General features: G+C 62.8%; 16 protein-coding genes, 1 tRNA gene and 1 riboswitch. Of the genes, 7 read left to right on the top strand and 10 right to left on the bottom strand.

Annotation, left to right across the window (positions count from 1 at the left end):
* Positions 1 to 2: 2 nt before the first annotated feature.
* Together L0U84_RS15270 and L0U84_RS15265 are read right to left on the bottom strand one after the other, a co-directional pair.
* Positions 3 to 1,166, bottom strand: a complete 1,164-nt coding sequence (locus tag L0U84_RS15270; RefSeq protein ID WP_233850919.1) for a porin — start codon at positions 1,164 to 1,166, stop codon at positions 3 to 5.
* Between the two features lie 528 nt (positions 1,167 to 1,694).
* Positions 1,695 to 1,943: a hypothetical protein gene (locus tag L0U84_RS15265; RefSeq protein WP_233850918.1), complete on the bottom strand. Its 249-nt coding sequence runs from the start codon at positions 1,941 to 1,943 to the stop codon at positions 1,695 to 1,697.
* A 399-nt stretch (positions 1,944 to 2,342) separates the two neighbouring features.
* Here L0U84_RS15265 and L0U84_RS15260 point away from each other — a divergent pair, with 399 nt between their 5' ends.
* A complete protein-coding gene (locus tag L0U84_RS15260; protein WP_129962756.1) occupies positions 2,343 to 2,546 on the top strand; it encodes a cold-shock protein in 204 nt (67 codons plus the stop codon).
* A 332-nt stretch (positions 2,547 to 2,878) separates the two neighbouring features.
* A complete protein-coding gene (locus L0U84_RS15255) occupies positions 2,879 to 4,027 on the top strand; it encodes an exonuclease domain-containing protein (RefSeq protein WP_233850917.1) in 1,149 nt (382 codons plus the stop codon).
* Between the two features lie 38 nt (positions 4,028 to 4,065).
* On the opposite strand, the gene L0U84_RS15250 is transcribed toward L0U84_RS15255, so the two are convergent.
* Positions 4,066 to 4,662 carry a chorismate mutase gene (locus L0U84_RS15250; protein ID WP_233850916.1) on the bottom strand — a complete coding sequence of 199 codons (597 nt, stop codon included), beginning with the start codon at positions 4,660 to 4,662 and terminating at the stop codon, positions 4,066 to 4,068.
* 288 nt (positions 4,663 to 4,950) lie between these two features.
* Entirely contained in the window at positions 4,951 to 5,100 is a 150-nt protein-coding gene (locus L0U84_RS15245; protein ID WP_008921206.1) for a hypothetical protein, read from the bottom strand.
* A gap of 649 nt (positions 5,101 to 5,749) precedes the next feature.
* Between L0U84_RS15245 and L0U84_RS15240 the strand changes: the two genes are divergently transcribed.
* On the top strand, positions 5,750 to 5,950 hold the full coding sequence (locus L0U84_RS15240) for a hypothetical protein (protein ID WP_233850915.1): 201 nt from the start codon (positions 5,750 to 5,752) through the stop codon (positions 5,948 to 5,950).
* 235 nt (positions 5,951 to 6,185) lie between these two features.
* Here L0U84_RS15240 and L0U84_RS15235 read toward each other — a convergent pair.
* From L0U84_RS15235 to pepN, 5 genes are all read right to left on the bottom strand, one after another.
* Positions 6,186 to 6,261: transfer RNA gene (locus L0U84_RS15235), tRNA-Thr, on the bottom strand.
* A 73-nt stretch (positions 6,262 to 6,334) separates the two neighbouring features.
* Positions 6,335 to 7,351, bottom strand: a complete 1,017-nt coding sequence (locus L0U84_RS15230) for a class 1 fructose-bisphosphatase (RefSeq protein ID WP_233850913.1) — start codon at positions 7,349 to 7,351, stop codon at positions 6,335 to 6,337.
* Positions 7,352 to 7,436: 85 nt separating this feature from the next.
* Entirely contained in the window at positions 7,437 to 7,889 is a 453-nt protein-coding gene (locus L0U84_RS15225; protein WP_233850911.1) for a HigA family addiction module antitoxin, read from the bottom strand.
* A 16-nt stretch (positions 7,890 to 7,905) separates the two neighbouring features.
* A complete protein-coding gene (locus L0U84_RS15220; RefSeq protein WP_233850909.1) occupies positions 7,906 to 8,187 on the bottom strand; it encodes a type II toxin-antitoxin system RelE/ParE family toxin in 282 nt (93 codons plus the stop codon).
* 214 nt (positions 8,188 to 8,401) lie between these two features.
* Positions 8,402 to 11,098 (bottom strand): aminopeptidase N, encoded by a 2,697-nt coding sequence (pepN, locus tag L0U84_RS15215; protein WP_233850907.1) that lies wholly within the window; start codon positions 11,096 to 11,098, stop codon positions 8,402 to 8,404.
* Between the two features lie 322 nt (positions 11,099 to 11,420).
* On the opposite strand from pepN, the gene L0U84_RS15210 reads away from it, so the two are divergent.
* A complete protein-coding gene (locus tag L0U84_RS15210; protein WP_233850905.1) occupies positions 11,421 to 12,110 on the top strand; it encodes a DUF4136 domain-containing protein in 690 nt (229 codons plus the stop codon).
* A 1-nt stretch (position 12,111) separates the two neighbouring features.
* Here the strand turns inward: L0U84_RS15210 and L0U84_RS15205 are convergent, their stop codons facing one another.
* Positions 12,112 to 12,684, bottom strand: coding sequence for a TMEM165/GDT1 family protein (locus L0U84_RS15205; protein ID WP_233850903.1), 573 nt, complete (start codon positions 12,682 to 12,684; stop codon positions 12,112 to 12,114).
* 10 nt (positions 12,685 to 12,694) lie between these two features.
* Positions 12,695 to 12,908, bottom strand: a riboswitch (yybP-ykoY riboswitch).
* 492 nt (positions 12,909 to 13,400) lie between these two features.
* Between L0U84_RS15205 and L0U84_RS15200 the strand changes: the two genes are divergently transcribed.
* From L0U84_RS15200 to L0U84_RS15190, 3 genes are read left to right on the top strand one after another with little or no spacing between them, the layout of a single operon-like run.
* Positions 13,401 to 14,126 (top strand): beta-ketoacyl synthase chain length factor, encoded by a 726-nt coding sequence (locus L0U84_RS15200; RefSeq protein WP_233850902.1) that lies wholly within the window; start codon positions 13,401 to 13,403, stop codon positions 14,124 to 14,126.
* On the top strand, positions 14,110 to 14,904 hold the full coding sequence (locus tag L0U84_RS15195) for a 1-acyl-sn-glycerol-3-phosphate acyltransferase (protein WP_233850901.1): 795 nt from the start codon (positions 14,110 to 14,112) through the stop codon (positions 14,902 to 14,904). The genes L0U84_RS15200 and L0U84_RS15195 overlap by 17 nt, the downstream gene beginning before the upstream one ends.
* Positions 14,879 to 15,178 (top strand): phosphopantetheine-binding protein, encoded by a 300-nt coding sequence (locus L0U84_RS15190; RefSeq protein ID WP_233850900.1) that lies wholly within the window; start codon positions 14,879 to 14,881, stop codon positions 15,176 to 15,178. The genes L0U84_RS15195 and L0U84_RS15190 overlap by 26 nt, the downstream gene beginning before the upstream one ends.
* The last annotated feature ends 1 nt before the right edge of the window (position 15,179 follow it).

Here is a 15,179-nt window from a genome sequence, read left to right as displayed (position 1 = left end):
GCTTAGAAGCGGTGACGCAGGCCAGCCGTCACAGCGACTTGCTTGTTGTTGCCCGAAGCATTACCCACGCCATTGATGTAGGCGGGGACGATCGAGTCTTCGTTCGCTGCCTGATACACGCCTTGCAGGTACACGTCGGTACGCTTGGACAACGCGTATGCGGTTTGCAGGTTGACCTGGTTCCAGTGCACGTGCGAGCTCGACAGGTTCGCGCGGGTGTACGTGTACGCGGCCGCGAGGCTCAATGCCGGCGTCAGAGCGTAACGGGCATTCGCTTCGAAGTTCTGGAACTGTGCGCTGTTGGTCGGGAAGCCGATGCCGCCCGGTATGCCCGATGCGGCCTGGCTGATGCCGGCGAGGCCGTGCAGGTTGGTTTGCGAGTACACGAGGCCGACGGTTGCCGGGCCGAACGCGTAATTGGCGCCTGCGCCCCACGTTTGCTGGCGTTGCGCGAAGAACGTGTTGTCGCCCGACACCGCACCCCCCGAATTGAACGCTGCGGCCGCGCTGGTCGAGCCGTTGCTGTTCAGTTGCATGTACGCGGCGGCGACGTTCAGACCCTGCCAGTTATACGATGCGCCAAAGCTGTATGCGCGGTTGTTCGCGAAGCCGGCCGCCTGGTTCGAAAAGCCGTACAACGCGCCGAACTTGAAACCGCCGTAGTTCGCGCTCTGGTACTTGACCGAGTTGTTGATTCGGAACGAGTTGTTCAGGTTGTCGTTGTCGAACGGGTGAGCGAACTGCGTGCCGCCATATTGCGTGCCGGTCAGCGCCAGCGGGGCGACGTAGTCGACCACGCTGTCATATTGACGGCCGAGCGTGACGGCGCCGAACTGGTCACTCGACAGACCGACGAACGCCTGCCGGCCGAACATACGGCCGTTCTGCTTGAGCGTGCCGTCGTTGATTCCAAAGCCGTTTTCCAACGTGAAGATGGCCTTCAGACCACCGCCGAGATCTTCAGCGCCACGCAGGCCCCAGCGGCTGCCGTTCACCGAACCGCTCGTCATCGCAACGTTGGCGCCGTGCTGGGTAGCACTGACGCGCTGGTTATTCGTATAGGTGATACCGGCGTCGATCAGGCCATACAGGGTGACGCTACTTTGCGCGTGCGCTGCCGTGACGAAAACGCCCGACAGGGCAGCGACCATGAGTGTCTTCTTCATTGCTATAACTCCGAGAGCGAGAGAGGTATAAAACCCTGGCTTAGGAGACCTTCACGCGAGCGCTGCGAGAGGCGGAATTCGCATGAGAAGCGCGTTGACCAGATTCGCGCCGGTTTCCGATTAGGCAGAGTGTAGAGAGACACTTCCAGGAGTTGGCGTTCCGATTAGCGCAATAAAGTATTACGCAAGGAGAAACGATCGTTAATTGCCGTTCGAGCCTTATGTGTAAAGGCTTTGCGCCCGACTCGGCGGATTCGGCGGCTGAATGTTCCTAAAGCGCGTTGCTGATTCGCGACACCGAGCGAGGCGGAAAAACAACGGGACAAAATGCGATAAAAAGATTGTTGTTATTGCGGCAATAGACGATTGTTAATTGTGCGAATAATCGAAATTGCATATGGCCGCTATACTGTAATTTCTGCTTTCCGAAGCAGACTTTTTCGTTGACGAAAAAGATCTCCAAACCTTTGTCGGCGCGACCTTCCAGTCGCGCTTTTTTTTTATGGCGGACGACCTTCGCGGATTCGCCTAATGAGCGGGCGCGGCGCCTTCCGCGTCGTCCCAGTCCGTCGGGGCGGACGCGCTCCAGTCTTCCATCACATAGCGGCGCGCATCCATCGGCGAGGAGAGCAGGTTCTGCCAGTGGTCTCCGTGCCACATCGGATCGAAGTCGAAAACGGTGGATGAATCCGCGGTCCGTGCGGGTTGGTCTGGTATGACCTTGGCGTGCGAATGAGTGAGCCAGGCGAAGAGATGGCGGATTTCCTTGAACAGCATGGCAACCTCCTGATGCGCATCGCTACAACTGGTTTGCATCATGCGAGCGGGGCCGCGCCGCAACAAGTCGGACAAACACTTACGCAAAGATGGATTTTGTTACATTTGCTTTGCATATCGCCGAAAATTTTTCCGTTCAGAGGGTCAGGCATATTCCTCCAGGTAAATTTGACGGAGTGACCTATATCCACTTGATTTGAAATCTTATCTTTTTATGCGCTAAACGCATGTGAAAAGTTTACTTGACGGCCATTCTCTGTTCCCCGTATAACGGCAAAGCCGAATTTCATTGGCTGGTTTCTGGTTTTAGTCTCAATCAGAATATAGGCAACTGAATCGGGGCTAGATCGATTCAAGGGCATTGCCCGCTTTGGATAAATCACAGAGGGAAAACAGGAAATGGAAACTGGTGTCGTCAAATGGTTCAACGATGCTAAGGGTTTTGGCTTCATCACGTCGGATTCGGGGGGCGAGGATCTGTTTGCGCACTTTTCGGAGATCCGCAGCGAGGGCTTCAAGTCGTTGAAGGAAAACCAGCGTGTGTCGTTTGAAATCAAGACCAGCCCGAAGGGCAAACAGGCGGCCAACATTCAGCCGCTGTGAATACGCTGCGCCGGGCACGCCGTCCCGCGGTCTGAAGTGAAAAACCCTCGCCGTCGTGCGAGGGTTTTTATTTTCATTCAGATGCCCCCGCGAGTTCGAGATTCTGTAACTGCATGGTTCAGCAATACGCATTATTGTCGGAAGATAATGGATCGAAGCGAACTGACCACGTCCGGGTTAATGGACTGTTCAAGCGTCTGCGGGGTAGCGGCGCATATTCGACGGCCTATGCCGACGCACAGTTTCCACCCGCGCACGCACCGCAACCTGGATGCGCCACGTCCAACTGGTGCATACTTGCCGCAAATTCATGCGTCCGAATCCCTTGTCCCATGTCTGAACTGCTTTCGCCGGAACCGGCACTCGATGCACCGATCGTCTTCGTCGACCTCGAAACGACCGGCGGCTCCACCAGCGAGCACCGCATTACCGAAGTTGGCGTCGTCGAAGTCGGGCCGGCTGGCGTATCACGCTGGAGCAGCCTGATCGACCCGCAGCAGCCGATTCCGTCGTTCATCCAGCAGCTGACTGGCATCACGAACGACATGGTGCGCGGCGCCCCGACGTTCGAGTCGATCGCGCCCGCGCTGTTCGAGCGCCTGACCGGCAAGCTGTTCGTCGCGCACAACGCGAGTTTCGATCGCGGATTTTTGCGCAGCGAATTTCGTCGGGCGGGAATCGCGTTCGATCCGGACGTGCTGTGCACGGTACGTCTGTCGCGCGCGCTCTTTCCCGGCGAAAAGCGCCACGGTCTGGATGCGCTCGTCGAACGCCATGCGCTGGTGCCGTCCGACCGCCACCGCGCGCTCGCCGACGCCGATCTGATCTGGCAGTTCTGGCAGCGTCTGCCGACGCTGGTGCCGCTGGAAGCGCTGCGCGCGCAGATCGAGCGCACGACGCGGCGCTATCGGCTCGCCGACGACATCACCGAGGATCTGCTCGACACCGCGCCGGCGGGCTGTGGCGTGTATGCGTTCTATGGCGAAGGCGATGCGCCGCTGTATGTCGGCCGCAGCGTGCGCGTGCGTCAGCGGCTGCGCTCGCATCTGACCGGCGAGCGCCGTTCATCGAAGGATATGCGGCTTGCGCAGCTGGTGCGACGCGTCGAATGGCGCGCGACTGGCGGCGAACTCGGCGCGATGCTCGCGGAGGCGCAGTGGATCGCAACGCTGCGGCCGGGACACAACCGCTTGCCGCGTGTGACGAAGAGCGACCCCGCGAACGCGCCGTGGCCATTCGAGGGGCCCATCGTGTTCGAGGAGCGTGAGGACGCGCAGCGCATCTTTCATGTGGTCGATCGTTGGCGCTACCTCGGGCACGCGCCGTCGCTCGTCCAGGCGGCGCAGCTGCATGCGTCGATGATGGCGGGGTCGTTCGAACTCTCGACGTACCGTATCCTGCAAAGCCATCTGGCGCGTGGCTTGCGCGTGATGCCGTTGAGCGTGTCGCGCGACACGCCCGAGTCGAGCATCGTCGCGTGACGCTCATGCGGCGTGCACGCGCCGTGGCGTTGCCGGCATCAGCCGGTCGCGCCGACCCCACCCGTTTCGCACACGTGACCTAGCGCACGCGTCAGCGCGCTCGAGTGCGTTGAGTCATAGCGCGTCAGCGCTTTCCAGTTAGCCAGCGATTGCGCGACGCGCGACGGACAATCCTCCGCCGTGCGCAGCGGCTGCACGCGCGAGAGACTCGCCATCAGCGATTGCGTCAGCTTGTCGAGCTGCGGTCGCGTGCTGGTCGCGAGATCGGGTGCGGGACCTTGCGGCGGCTGGGTGCTGCGCCAGTTTGCGAAGAGCGCGTTCTGCACGTCCTTGCTCGCCTCGATCTGATCCCGGAAGAACTCGCGGGCGAACGCCGGGTCGACGTTCGCCGCCGCGGCACGCTTTTCCACTTCGGCGAGCAGCGCGTTTTCGCGCGGCGTATCGGTGATCGGCTGATGGTTCGCCCACTTCCAGCGCGCGACCGGCTCGGCAAGCGCAAGACGCTGCGAAACCAGTGCGATCAGGTTGGTGAGCGCGGTGTCGTCGCCTTCGGCGAGGGCGGGGGCGGGCGGGAAGGCGACAGTGGCGGCGATGGCGAGCGCGCATGAGACGCCGAAGCGATGCAAACGATTCATGGAGTGAACTCGGCCGGGCGGCCGTTGACTGAAAAACCAGAAGAATAAATGATGCCAGGCAAACGGCGCGTATCGGGCCAATTCACACGGATCGTCGGAGAGGGAAGGTCGGCGCGAGGAGGACGCACGAGTTCGCACGCTTGAGCCGCGTGGCCCAGCGCTGCAGCACGGATCAGGCGAACTGATCCAGCGTCATGACCGAGGTGTCTGACGCGTAGTAATGAGGGCGCGAGTATTCGCTGCCCGTGAATTCAACGAGCGCGAATGCTGCGCCGCACCAGTGGTCCGTTACTTCGGGTCGCACGACTTGCGTTGTTCGTCGAAGAAAGCGCGAACATGCTCAGGCAGCTCGGCTCCCAGAAACTCGACGGCCACAGGTTCCGGATCCGGGTAAAAAACTTTGTCCGGGGTCGGAATCTTCGGTGGTTTGGCATCCATGATCTTTCTCCTTTGCGAACCGATTATCGGCCTCGTTCCCCGCGTCGCACCAGTGTCCGATGCGAGTCATACACACTCTGTTGCTTTAACGGCACAAGCCGACACATCAGCAGAGGGATTGAATAAAATTTATCGTCTGACTATCGCTTGGCTTTCGCGATCTGCCTGATCCGCTTAATTGCCAGCGCGAAATCACCTCTGTCCCGCTCGCTCCGCCATTCCCTTCCTGGCCTGGGTTTCAGCACGACCGGTCGATATTTGCACTTAACACTTGAGTGTGAATAAGACGTGACAAAACTTGTGCATCGCCGCATCGGCAAGATTTTCGCTTTTATGAACTGAACGTTCGTAATTTGCCGATTGCATAACTGCCGGCCTAATTCTTTGTAAACGGCAGATTCCGCGTCGCGTTGACCGCGCCAAACACTATTTATAGATTTTTGTCGTTAATTAACTGGCTCATAGTTGGCTAGCAAACGCATTCCCGCATTGCTGTGACAAAAGGCCCTCACTTGGTGACAAGTCAGACACAGCGCGCCAGGTTTCCTATGATTGAAGCGACTATTGATCGTCCGATGTGCGTTGGCATACGGTCGCGCGACGTGCGGCGCGGATGATGACAGTCTTCATTGTTCAGGGAGAGATCGCGATGGAAAACGCTGTCTACTGGAACGGACGTCAGGTTGGCATCGAGTGCGCCGGCAAGATCCTGTGGTTCGCGTCGGCACCCGCGCAAGCGATAGCCGCATACGGCGCGCCACACCAGCAGCCTGCCGCGCCGGCCGATACCGTCGTCGCGCGCAACCTCGCGATGCCGCGGTCGTACGACCCGCTCCGCGCTCCCGAATAGGCTAGCCGTGCGTTGAGCCTCGACGTGGCGCCGCGCGATGATCGGTAAGGCGCAGCCATGGCTCAATAGGGGAGTGGAATCGAAAGTCGGGACGGCGCCTATGGCGCCCGTCTCCTGATCAGCAGTGGCTCGCGCAACGGCGCGCGATTCGGATGATCGTGCGACGCAATGCAAGCGCGCGACAGAAAAGCAAAAAGCCCAGTCACGAGGACTGGGCTTTTTGCTTGAAACTTGATGGTGCCGGAAAGAGGAATCGAACCCCCGACCTTCGCATTACGAATGCGCTGCTCTACCGTCTGAGCTATTCCGGCATCAGGAGAAACGAGATTATAGGGACTACTTCAGTGCCTTGGCAAGCCCCTGTGTGCATTTTTTATATCAAGATCACTGTTTAGCTTCGAGGTGATAGCGGGTCACGCGATCGACCTCGTTTTTCGAGCCGAGGAACACCGCGACGCGCTCGTGCAGGCTCTTCGGCTGGATGTCGAGAATGCGCTTCTCGCCGTTGGTTGCGGCGCCGCCCGCCTGCTCGACGATGAACGCCATCGGATTGGCTTCGTACATCAGACGCAGCTTGCCCGGCTTGTCCGGTGTGCGCTTGTCCGCTGGGTACATGAAGACGCCGCCGCGATTCAGGATGCGATGCACGTCGGCGACCATCGACGCGATCCAGCGCATGTTGAAGTCGGCCTGACGCGAACCTTCCTTGCCCGCTTTCAGTTCGCCGATGTATTGCTGAACCGGCGGATACCAGTGGCGTTCATTCGATGCGTTGATCGCGTACTCGCGCGTTTCGACCGGAATGCGCATGTCGCTTTGCGTGAGCACCCACGAGCCGAGCTCGCGGTCGAGCGTGAAGCAGTTCACGCCGTTACCGGTGGTCAGCACGAGCACCGTTTGCGGGCCGTACACTGCATAGCCCGCGGCGACCTGCTGCGTGCCCGGCTGCAGGAACGACTGCTCGGTGGGCTGATGGCCGTCCGGGCATCGCAGCACCGAAAAGATCGTGCCGATCGACACGTTGACGTCGATGTTCGACGAGCCGTCGAGCGGATCGAACACGAGCAGATATTCGCCCTTCGGATAGTTGGCCGGAATCGGGAAGAACTGTTCCATTTCCTCGGAGGCCATGCCCGCGAGGTTGCCGCCCCATTCGTTAGCCTCGAGCAGGATTTCGTTCGACAGGATGTCGAGCTTCTTCTGCACTTCGCCCTGGACGTTTTCGCTGCCCGCCGAGCCGAGCGCATCGCCGAGCGCGCCCTTGCTGACGTGGTAGCTGATCGCTTTGCACGCGCGCGCGACGACTTCGATCAACAGGCGCAGGTCGGCGGGCAGGTTGTTGGTTTCGCGCTGCTGCTCGATCAGGTACTTCGAGAGAGTGGTACGACGTTGCAAAGACATTGCTGTACTCCGGGAAGGCTAGAGGAATGATGGGATTTTAACCGCTCGTTGTGTCGGCTCTGTGCTTTTGGTCGCACGGCCACTATCAGGTCTTGCGGCGGGCCTTGGCCGAGACGGTGCCGCTGACGCTGGCCGCGAGGGCCGCGGCCCGGGCGTGTCCCTTGGGCACGGTGGGCAGCTTCGGGCGCTCGGCGCGCGGCATCGGTTCGATTTCCCGTTCGATCTGCTCGCCCGCGGCGGCGGTGGCGACGCGCAGGTCGTAGGCGATTTGCAGATTGAGCCAGAACTGTGCGCTGGCGCCGAAGTAGCGCTCGAGCCGCAGCGCGGTATCGGCGGAGATCGCGCGGCGGCCGCGCACGACGTCGTTGATGCGCGGCGCCGGCACCCGCAGCGCCAGCGCGAGCGCGTTGACGGACATGCCGAGCGGCTCGAGGAACTCGCTGCGCAGAATTGCGCCCGGGTGGATCTCGGCGATGGCCGCGCCCGAATCGATATCGGAGAAATCGATGCTTTTGAGCGCGGAGCGTTTGATGACCATGTCGGTCTCCCAGAAGTCAGTGATAGTCGACGATCTCGACATTCAGCGCGTCTTCGCCGACGAAATGAAAACAGATGCGCCACTGCGCATTGATGCGGATGCTCCATTGCCCGCTGCGCTGGCCCTGCAGGGCTTCGAGCCGGTTTCCTGGCGGCGCGTGTAAATTCGCGATGGAACTCGCGGCGTCGATCATCAGCAGCTTGCGATGCGCCAGCCCCTGGATCGAGTGAGGCAGCGTGTGTACGAATTTGCCCTGGAATATTCTTGCAGTGGCCTTGTCTGCGAATGTCGTGATCATCGAATAGTATAACGCTCTGCGTTAAATGTAAACCATTAAACGTGTGCGTATACTCTCGTCCCGACGACGTCCGATGAACAGTCAGCCAAACGGCCAACGGCGCGTCACGCGCCGCGTGAACGCAGCCCATTGCCGAAAAAAGCCGAAAAAAGCGCGAAAAAAAGCCGGCAACGCGTGCCGGCTTTCCGATGCAACTCGAGAACTCAGCGAGGCATCACGCCAACGCCTTCTCGACGATCTCACGCACGTCGCGCGACTTGACCTGCGTGGCCACTTTCTCGAGCGCCGCGCGCATGCTGTCGCGCAGCGCCGGCGTGAAGCGCCGCCACAGTTCGAGCGAGCGCGCGAGGCGCGCGGCCACCTGCGGATTGAGCGCGTCGAGCGCAATCACCTGCTCGGCCCAGAATGCGTAGCCGGAGCCATCGGCCGCGTGGAACTGCGCGGGGTTCGCCGCGCAGAAGCTGAAAATCAGCGAACGCGCCCGGTTCGGGTTCTTCAGGTTGAAGGCAGGATGCGTCATCAGCTTGCGCACCGTCTCGATCACCGGACGCTGTGCGACGCCGCGCTGCGTGGCCTGCAACGCGAACCATTTGTCGATCACGAGCGGCTCTTTTTCGAAGCGTCGATAGAAGTCATCGAGCGCGTGCTGCGCCTCGGGGCTGCCGCCTTGCGGCGCGGCCGCGTTGAGCAGCGCCGACAGCGCGGCCGCGCGGTCGGTCATGTTGTTCGCGCCTTCATATTGCGCGGTCGCGAGACGCACGGCGTCCGCGCAATCGTCGAGCTCGGTCAGATACGACAGCGCGAGATTCTTCAGCGCGCGATGACCGGCGGCCTCGGGCGTCGCTTCATAGACACCCGGCGTGCGGTGCTGCTCGTAGACCTCGAGCCAGTCGTCGTGCAGCGCATTGGCGAGGCGCTTGCGCACGAACTGCCGTGCCGCATGCACCGCGGCCGGATTCGACTCGGCCATCTGCTCGGCCAGATACGCTTCGGACGGCAGCATCAGCGCGAGCTCGCGGAACGCCGGCGACAGCGTCTCGTCGGTCAAAACGCGCGCGAACGCGGCGACCACCGAGTCGTCGAGCTGCAGCGCCGCGCCCGTGGCCGCGCGCGCGGCCAGCGCGAGCAGCTCGCGGGTGGCGAGGCGCTGGCCGGCTTCCCAGCGGTTGAACGGATCGTTGTCGTGCGCGAGCAGGAATGCGAGCTGTTCGGCCGTGTAGTCGTATTCGACGATCACCGGCGCCGAGAAATTGCGCAGCAGCGACGGCAGCGGTTCCTGCCCGACGTTGACGAACGTGAAGGTCTGCTCGGTCTGCGTGAATTCGAGCACACGCGTGGTCGACTCCGACGCCTTCGCCTCGCCGTCGAGCTGCAGCGGCAGATCGCGGCCGTCCCTGCCGATCAGACCGATCGCGAAGGGAATCAGCAGCGGTCCCTTCTGCGTTTCGCGCGCGGCTGGCACGGCATCGCCGTACCCCTGGCGCAGCGTCAGGCTGTAGCGCTGCTGCCCGGCGTCATAGCGCGTGCGCACCGACACGCGCGGCGTGCCGGCCTGGCTATACCAGCGCTCGAATTGCGCGAGGTCGCGGCCGTTTGCGTCGGCGAGCGCGTGCCGGAAGTCGTCGCAGGTCACCGCCTGGCCGTCGTGGCGCTTGAAGTACAGGTCCATGCCCTTACGAAAACCGTCGCGGCCGAACAGCGTCTGATACATCCGCACGACTTCCGAGCCTTTCTCGTAGACGGTCATCGTGTAGAAGTTGTTGATCTCGACGTAGCTCTCCGGGCGCACCGGATGTGCCATCGGGCCCGCGTCTTCGGCGAATTGCATCTGACGCAACACGCGCACGTCCTCGATGCGCTTGGTCGCGCGCGCGGCTTCGTCGGTGGCGCCGCCCGCCATGTCGGCCGAAAACTCCTGGTCGCGGAACACCGTCAGGCCTTCCTTCAGGCTCAGCTGGAACCAGTCGCGGCAGGTCACGCGGTTGCCGGTCCAGTTGTGGAAGTACTCGTGGCCGACCACCGCCTCGATGTTCGCGAAGTCGGTGTCGGTGGCCGTTTCGGGGTTCGCGAGCACGTACTTCGTGTTGAAGATGTTGAGCCCCTTGTTCTCCATCGCGCCCATGTTGAAGTCGCTGACCGCGACGATCATGAAGCGGTCAAGATCGAGCTCGAGCCCGAAGCGCTCTTCGTCCCAGCGGATCGAGTGGATCAGCGAATCCATCGCGTGGCGGGTCTTGTCGAGATCGTGCGGCTCGACCCACACCTGCAGCAGCTTTTCCTTGCCCGAGCCGGTCTTCACGCGTTCTTCGAGCGCGACGAGCTTGCCCGCGACGAGCGCGAACAGATAGCTAGGCTTCTTGAACGGATCTTCCCAGCGCGCGAAATGACGGCCGTCGGGCAACTCGCCTTCTTCGAGCAGATTGCCGTTCGACAGCAGCACGGGGTAGTCGGCCTTGCTCGCGCGCAGCGTGACCATGAAGCTGGCCATCACGTCGGGGCGGTCGAGGAAGTAGGTGATGCGGCGAAAGCCTTCGGCCTCGCACTGCGTGAAGAAGTTGCCGCTCGATACGTACAGCCCCGACAGCGTGGTGTTTTCCGCGGGATTGCAGACGCTCGTGAGGGTCAGCTCGAAGCTGTCCGGCACGTCGTCGAGCAGCAGGCCGTGCTCGTGCGGGTGCGCGTTCGGGAACGGCTTGCCGTCGATCTCCGCGCTGACGAACTCGAGCTGCTCGCCCATCAGTTCGAAATGCGCGGCGCGCGACGCATCCGGGTTGCGGCGCACACGCATCGTATTCCTGACGACCGTGCGTTCGGGGACCAGATCGAACTCCAGCGCGACGGTGTCGATCAGGAAGGCGGGCGGCGCGTAATCGGCGCGGCGGATCACATTGGGCGTTGCGGTATCGGCCATGGCGTTCTGTGGTGGTGTACTCGAGCGGTCGGGCGCAAATGGCGCGCGAGCCGGGCTTTGGTCGAGTCATTGTACAAAGCCTCGGGCAATCGTGCGGCAGGGATGGAGGCCGGGTTTCGGCGCCGGGCAGCGCGGCCGGTCTCGCCGGGCAGAAGAAGAACCATTTGCCGGCCGGCGAGGTCAGCGTATTATCGGGCGCCGCGCTTGGCGCGGGCGAGGCATCGCCAACCGGCCCGCGGATCGCGCGACGGAAGATTCGCGGCGCAATCAAGGTTTTAACGGAAGCAAAACGATGCAACCCACAGGCATCACGAGGCAGACCATGAGCATCGATCGATGGACCCGCCGTGTCGCGCTGCTGTTCGTCGCGCTGACGGTGCTGCTGTCCGGCTGCACGACCTACGTGACGACACAGGTCACGGCGTTCTCGGACTGGAGCGGCAGCGACGCGACCCGTACCTATGCGTTCACGCGGCACGAGGATCAGAAGAACAATCTCGAACTGAGCGCGTACGAGCGGATCGTCGCGAACGAGCTCGCCGTGCACTCGTTCCGCGAAGTCGCGCACGACGACGCGCGCTATCTGGTCGAGCTCGCCTATGGCATCCGTTCGGACATCGTGACTGTCGCGCAGCCGGTCTACTACAACCCGTGGCCCGGTCCTTACTGGGGGCGACCGTTCGATCCGTGGGGACCGTGGGGGCCGTTCCCGTCGACGTATGTGAACCAGAGCTACCCGGTGTTCACGCATCTGCTCGGCATCCGGATCACCGAGCGCGCGAGCGGCCGGGAGGTCTACAACGTGACGGCGCGCAATTTCGGCGACGAGTCGTCGCTGGTGCGGGCGATGCCGTATCTGGCGCGTAGCGCGCTCGCTGATTTCCCGCTCGCCAACGGCGCCGTGCACACCGTGAAGATTCCGCTCGGCGGCGGCGCGGATGCGAACGAAGTGTCGCTGCCGGCGGCGGCACCACCCGCGCCAGCGGCATCGGCGCCTAAAGCCGCGCAGTAGCTCAGACCCCGACTCCGAACAACGCCAGCGCGCCCAGCACGACGAACATCACCGCGGCGATGCCGTGCACGAGCTTCGTCGGCAGACGATGCGCGAAGCGATCGCCAAGCAGGATCGCCGGCACGTTCGCGATCATCATGCCGAGCGTCGTGCCCGCCACCACGCCGAAGAAATCGTGAAAGCGCGCGGCGAGGGCGATCGTCGCGATCTGCGTCTTGTCGCCCATTTCCGCGAGGAAAAACGTGACGACCGTCGTGCCGAACACGCCGAAGTGGGAGCGGCTCGTGTTGGCTTCCTCGTCGTCGAGTTTGTCGGGCACGAGAATCCACAGTCCCATGCCGATGAACGACGCCGCCAGCGCCCAGCGCATGATGGTCGGCGTCAGCATCGAGCCGAGCCATGCGCCGAGCGCGCCGGCGCCCGCGTGATTGATCAGCGTCGCCGCGAGCACGCCGAGAATGATCGGCACGGGCTTGCGATAGCGCGCGGCCAGCACGAGCGACAGCAGTTGCGTCTTGTCGCCGATCTCGGCGAGCGCGACCGCGCCGGTCGAAATGAGAAAAGCTTGAGTCACGTTGAATGGATTCCTCGGGCCGAAGATGAACGAGCGACGACCCACGACACGCCGGGCCCTGTTGCGGCGCGTGTGGATCATCGGTCTCGCCAGGCCAGAGGCTGCGACTGCCATGGCCGTGCCGGCCAAGTCTGTTGACAGTCGCCCCCGCGAACCACACGTGCGACGCACCGGCGAAGCGGTGCGGACGTGCCGCGGGGCGGCTACTCCCCAATGAGGGGCGGAGTATAACAGGAGCGGCGTCGGCGTAGCCGCGAATGTTGTTTGCGCGGACGGTGCGGCGTCGCTGTTATCGCTCTGCAAGGTTTCCGGGGAAAGAAGAATGAAAGGTTTTTCGATGGCGTTCGGCGCCGCCGCCACGCGAGCGCCACCGCTCGAATCCGCCTTCCGGTGCGGCGCCGCGGCCGGCCGGGTCAAATCGTCCGGCGACGTGTCGGGGGCAGGGCGCGGATACAGATGGATACGTCTTTCCTCGACGATTTGCTTCAAAATATCCGGTACTATTCGGCCACAAAAGGAGCCCGAGCCGCCATCCACTACACCGATTGTCAGGGGCGCCTGACAAATCGGGCGCGATCGCCGGTCATGCTGCACTCCCCACAAGACTGGTCGATCCCGGCTGGAACCTCCCGATCCGCGCGGCGCCGCTCGCTGTGACGGATGCGTATTCCGTCAGGCGCTTGAGCCCCTTCCCCGTTTCTACGCGCGAACACCATATGCCCGATCTGCACTGGACCATTCCGGTCGGTCGCTGGTCTAGCTGGCCGGCTACCTCGTCTGCCGCACCCGATATCGGCTTCATCGAGCCGATCGTGCGGCGGCGTCTCAGCACGCTGTCCAAGGTAGCGCTCAAGGTCGCTCACGACTGCGTCGCGCAGGAACCCGCGCGCGTGGTGTTTGCGTCGCGGCACGGGGAATTGCGGCGTACCACCGACATCCTGCGCAGCATCAGCGCGGGCGAGCCGGTGTCGCCAACCGCCTTCAGCCTGTCGGTGTTGAACGCGATGACCGGCGTGTTCGGGATTGCACGGGGCGACCGCTCGGCCGCGAGCGCGGTATCGGCTGGTGAGCAAACGCTCGGCTATGCGCTGCTCGAAGCGTACGCGCAATACGCGACGCAACCGGATGCGCCCGTGTTGCTCGTCTATGCCGACGAACCGGCCGATCTCGCGTACGGCACGATCGAAGACGAAGTGCAGGGCGGTGCGATCGCGCTGTTGCTCGACAAGCATGCGTCAGCCGGGCACGTTGTTTGCTCCTTGACCCGCGCCGACGAGCAGGTGGCCGGGCAACCCGACGAGCCGCGAACCGCGTTGAGCGATGCCGCGAGCTTTCCGACCCAGAGCCAGGCGCTGCTGCACTGCCTCGAAACCGGTCAGCCCGCGCGTTGGCAGCGGGCCGGCGCGCTGTGGCACTGGAGGTGGGATGAGCGCGCGGCTTGATTACGCATGGCGTTTTTGCGCGACGGGCCTGGCTTTCGTCGGGTTCGGCGTGTGCGGCGTGCTGTTTTCCGTGCTCGTGTTTCCGCTCGCGTGGTTGTGGCCGCATCGCGCGTCGCGGCAGCGCGCGGTGACGGTCGTGATTCACCGTTTTTTCCGCGCGCTCGTCGCGGTGCTGCGCGGTCTCGGCGTGATGGAACTCGAAGTGTCGGGCGGCGAGGCGTTGCGCGCGGGCGGACCGGCGATCGTGGTCGCGAACCACCCGACTTACCTCGACGTGATGGTTCTGCTGTCGTTGACGCCGCGCGCGTGCTGCGTCGTCAAGCACGCGCACTGGCGCAACCCATGTTTCTGGGGCATCGTGCGCGCGGCCGAATACGTGAGCAATGCGGACGCGATCGCGCTCGTCGAGGCCGGCGCGAAGCAGCTCGCGGCCGGCTACACGATGATCATTTTTCCGGAGGGCACGCGCAGCCCCGCGCCGAACCGGCTGCACGCGTTTTCGCGCGGTTTCGCGCACATGGCGCTGAAGGCCGGCGCGCCGATCGTGCCGGTGCTGATGGATTGCGATCCGCCCGCGTTCACGCGGCAGATGCGCTGGTACGACGTGCCGGCGCGCGCTTTCCGGATGCGAGTGAACGTGCTCGCGCCGCTCGGCGTCGACGAGCTGGCCGCGCATGACACCACCGCGGCCATCGCGGCGCGCAGCGTGACGAATGCCGTAGAAGCCCACATTACCCAGCACCTGTTCGATTATGGATTCTTTAAAACTGGAAATTAAAAGGCTTCTGATCGAAGCCCTCGATCTCGAAGACCTGAGCCCCGCCGATATCGACGACGACGCCCCGTTGTTCGGTTCCGACGGCATTGGTCTCGATTCGATCGACGCGCTCGAGATCGGCATCGTGCTGCGCAAACAATACCAACTGACCATCGCGGCGAACGACGAACGCACGCGCGAGCACTTCCGCTCGATCAACACGCTCGCCGCGTTGGTCGAAAGTCAGCGCGAAGCGGCGCACGCTGCGAACGAAACCGCAAGGAAGGGGGTTTAAT

The organism is Paraburkholderia sp. HD33-4 (genome assembly GCF_021390635.1).
GTDB lineage: Bacteria > Pseudomonadota > Gammaproteobacteria > Burkholderiales > Burkholderiaceae > Paraburkholderia.
The sequence above is the reverse complement of the archived record's forward strand: the minus strand, read 5'-3'. Positions and strand labels throughout refer to the sequence as shown.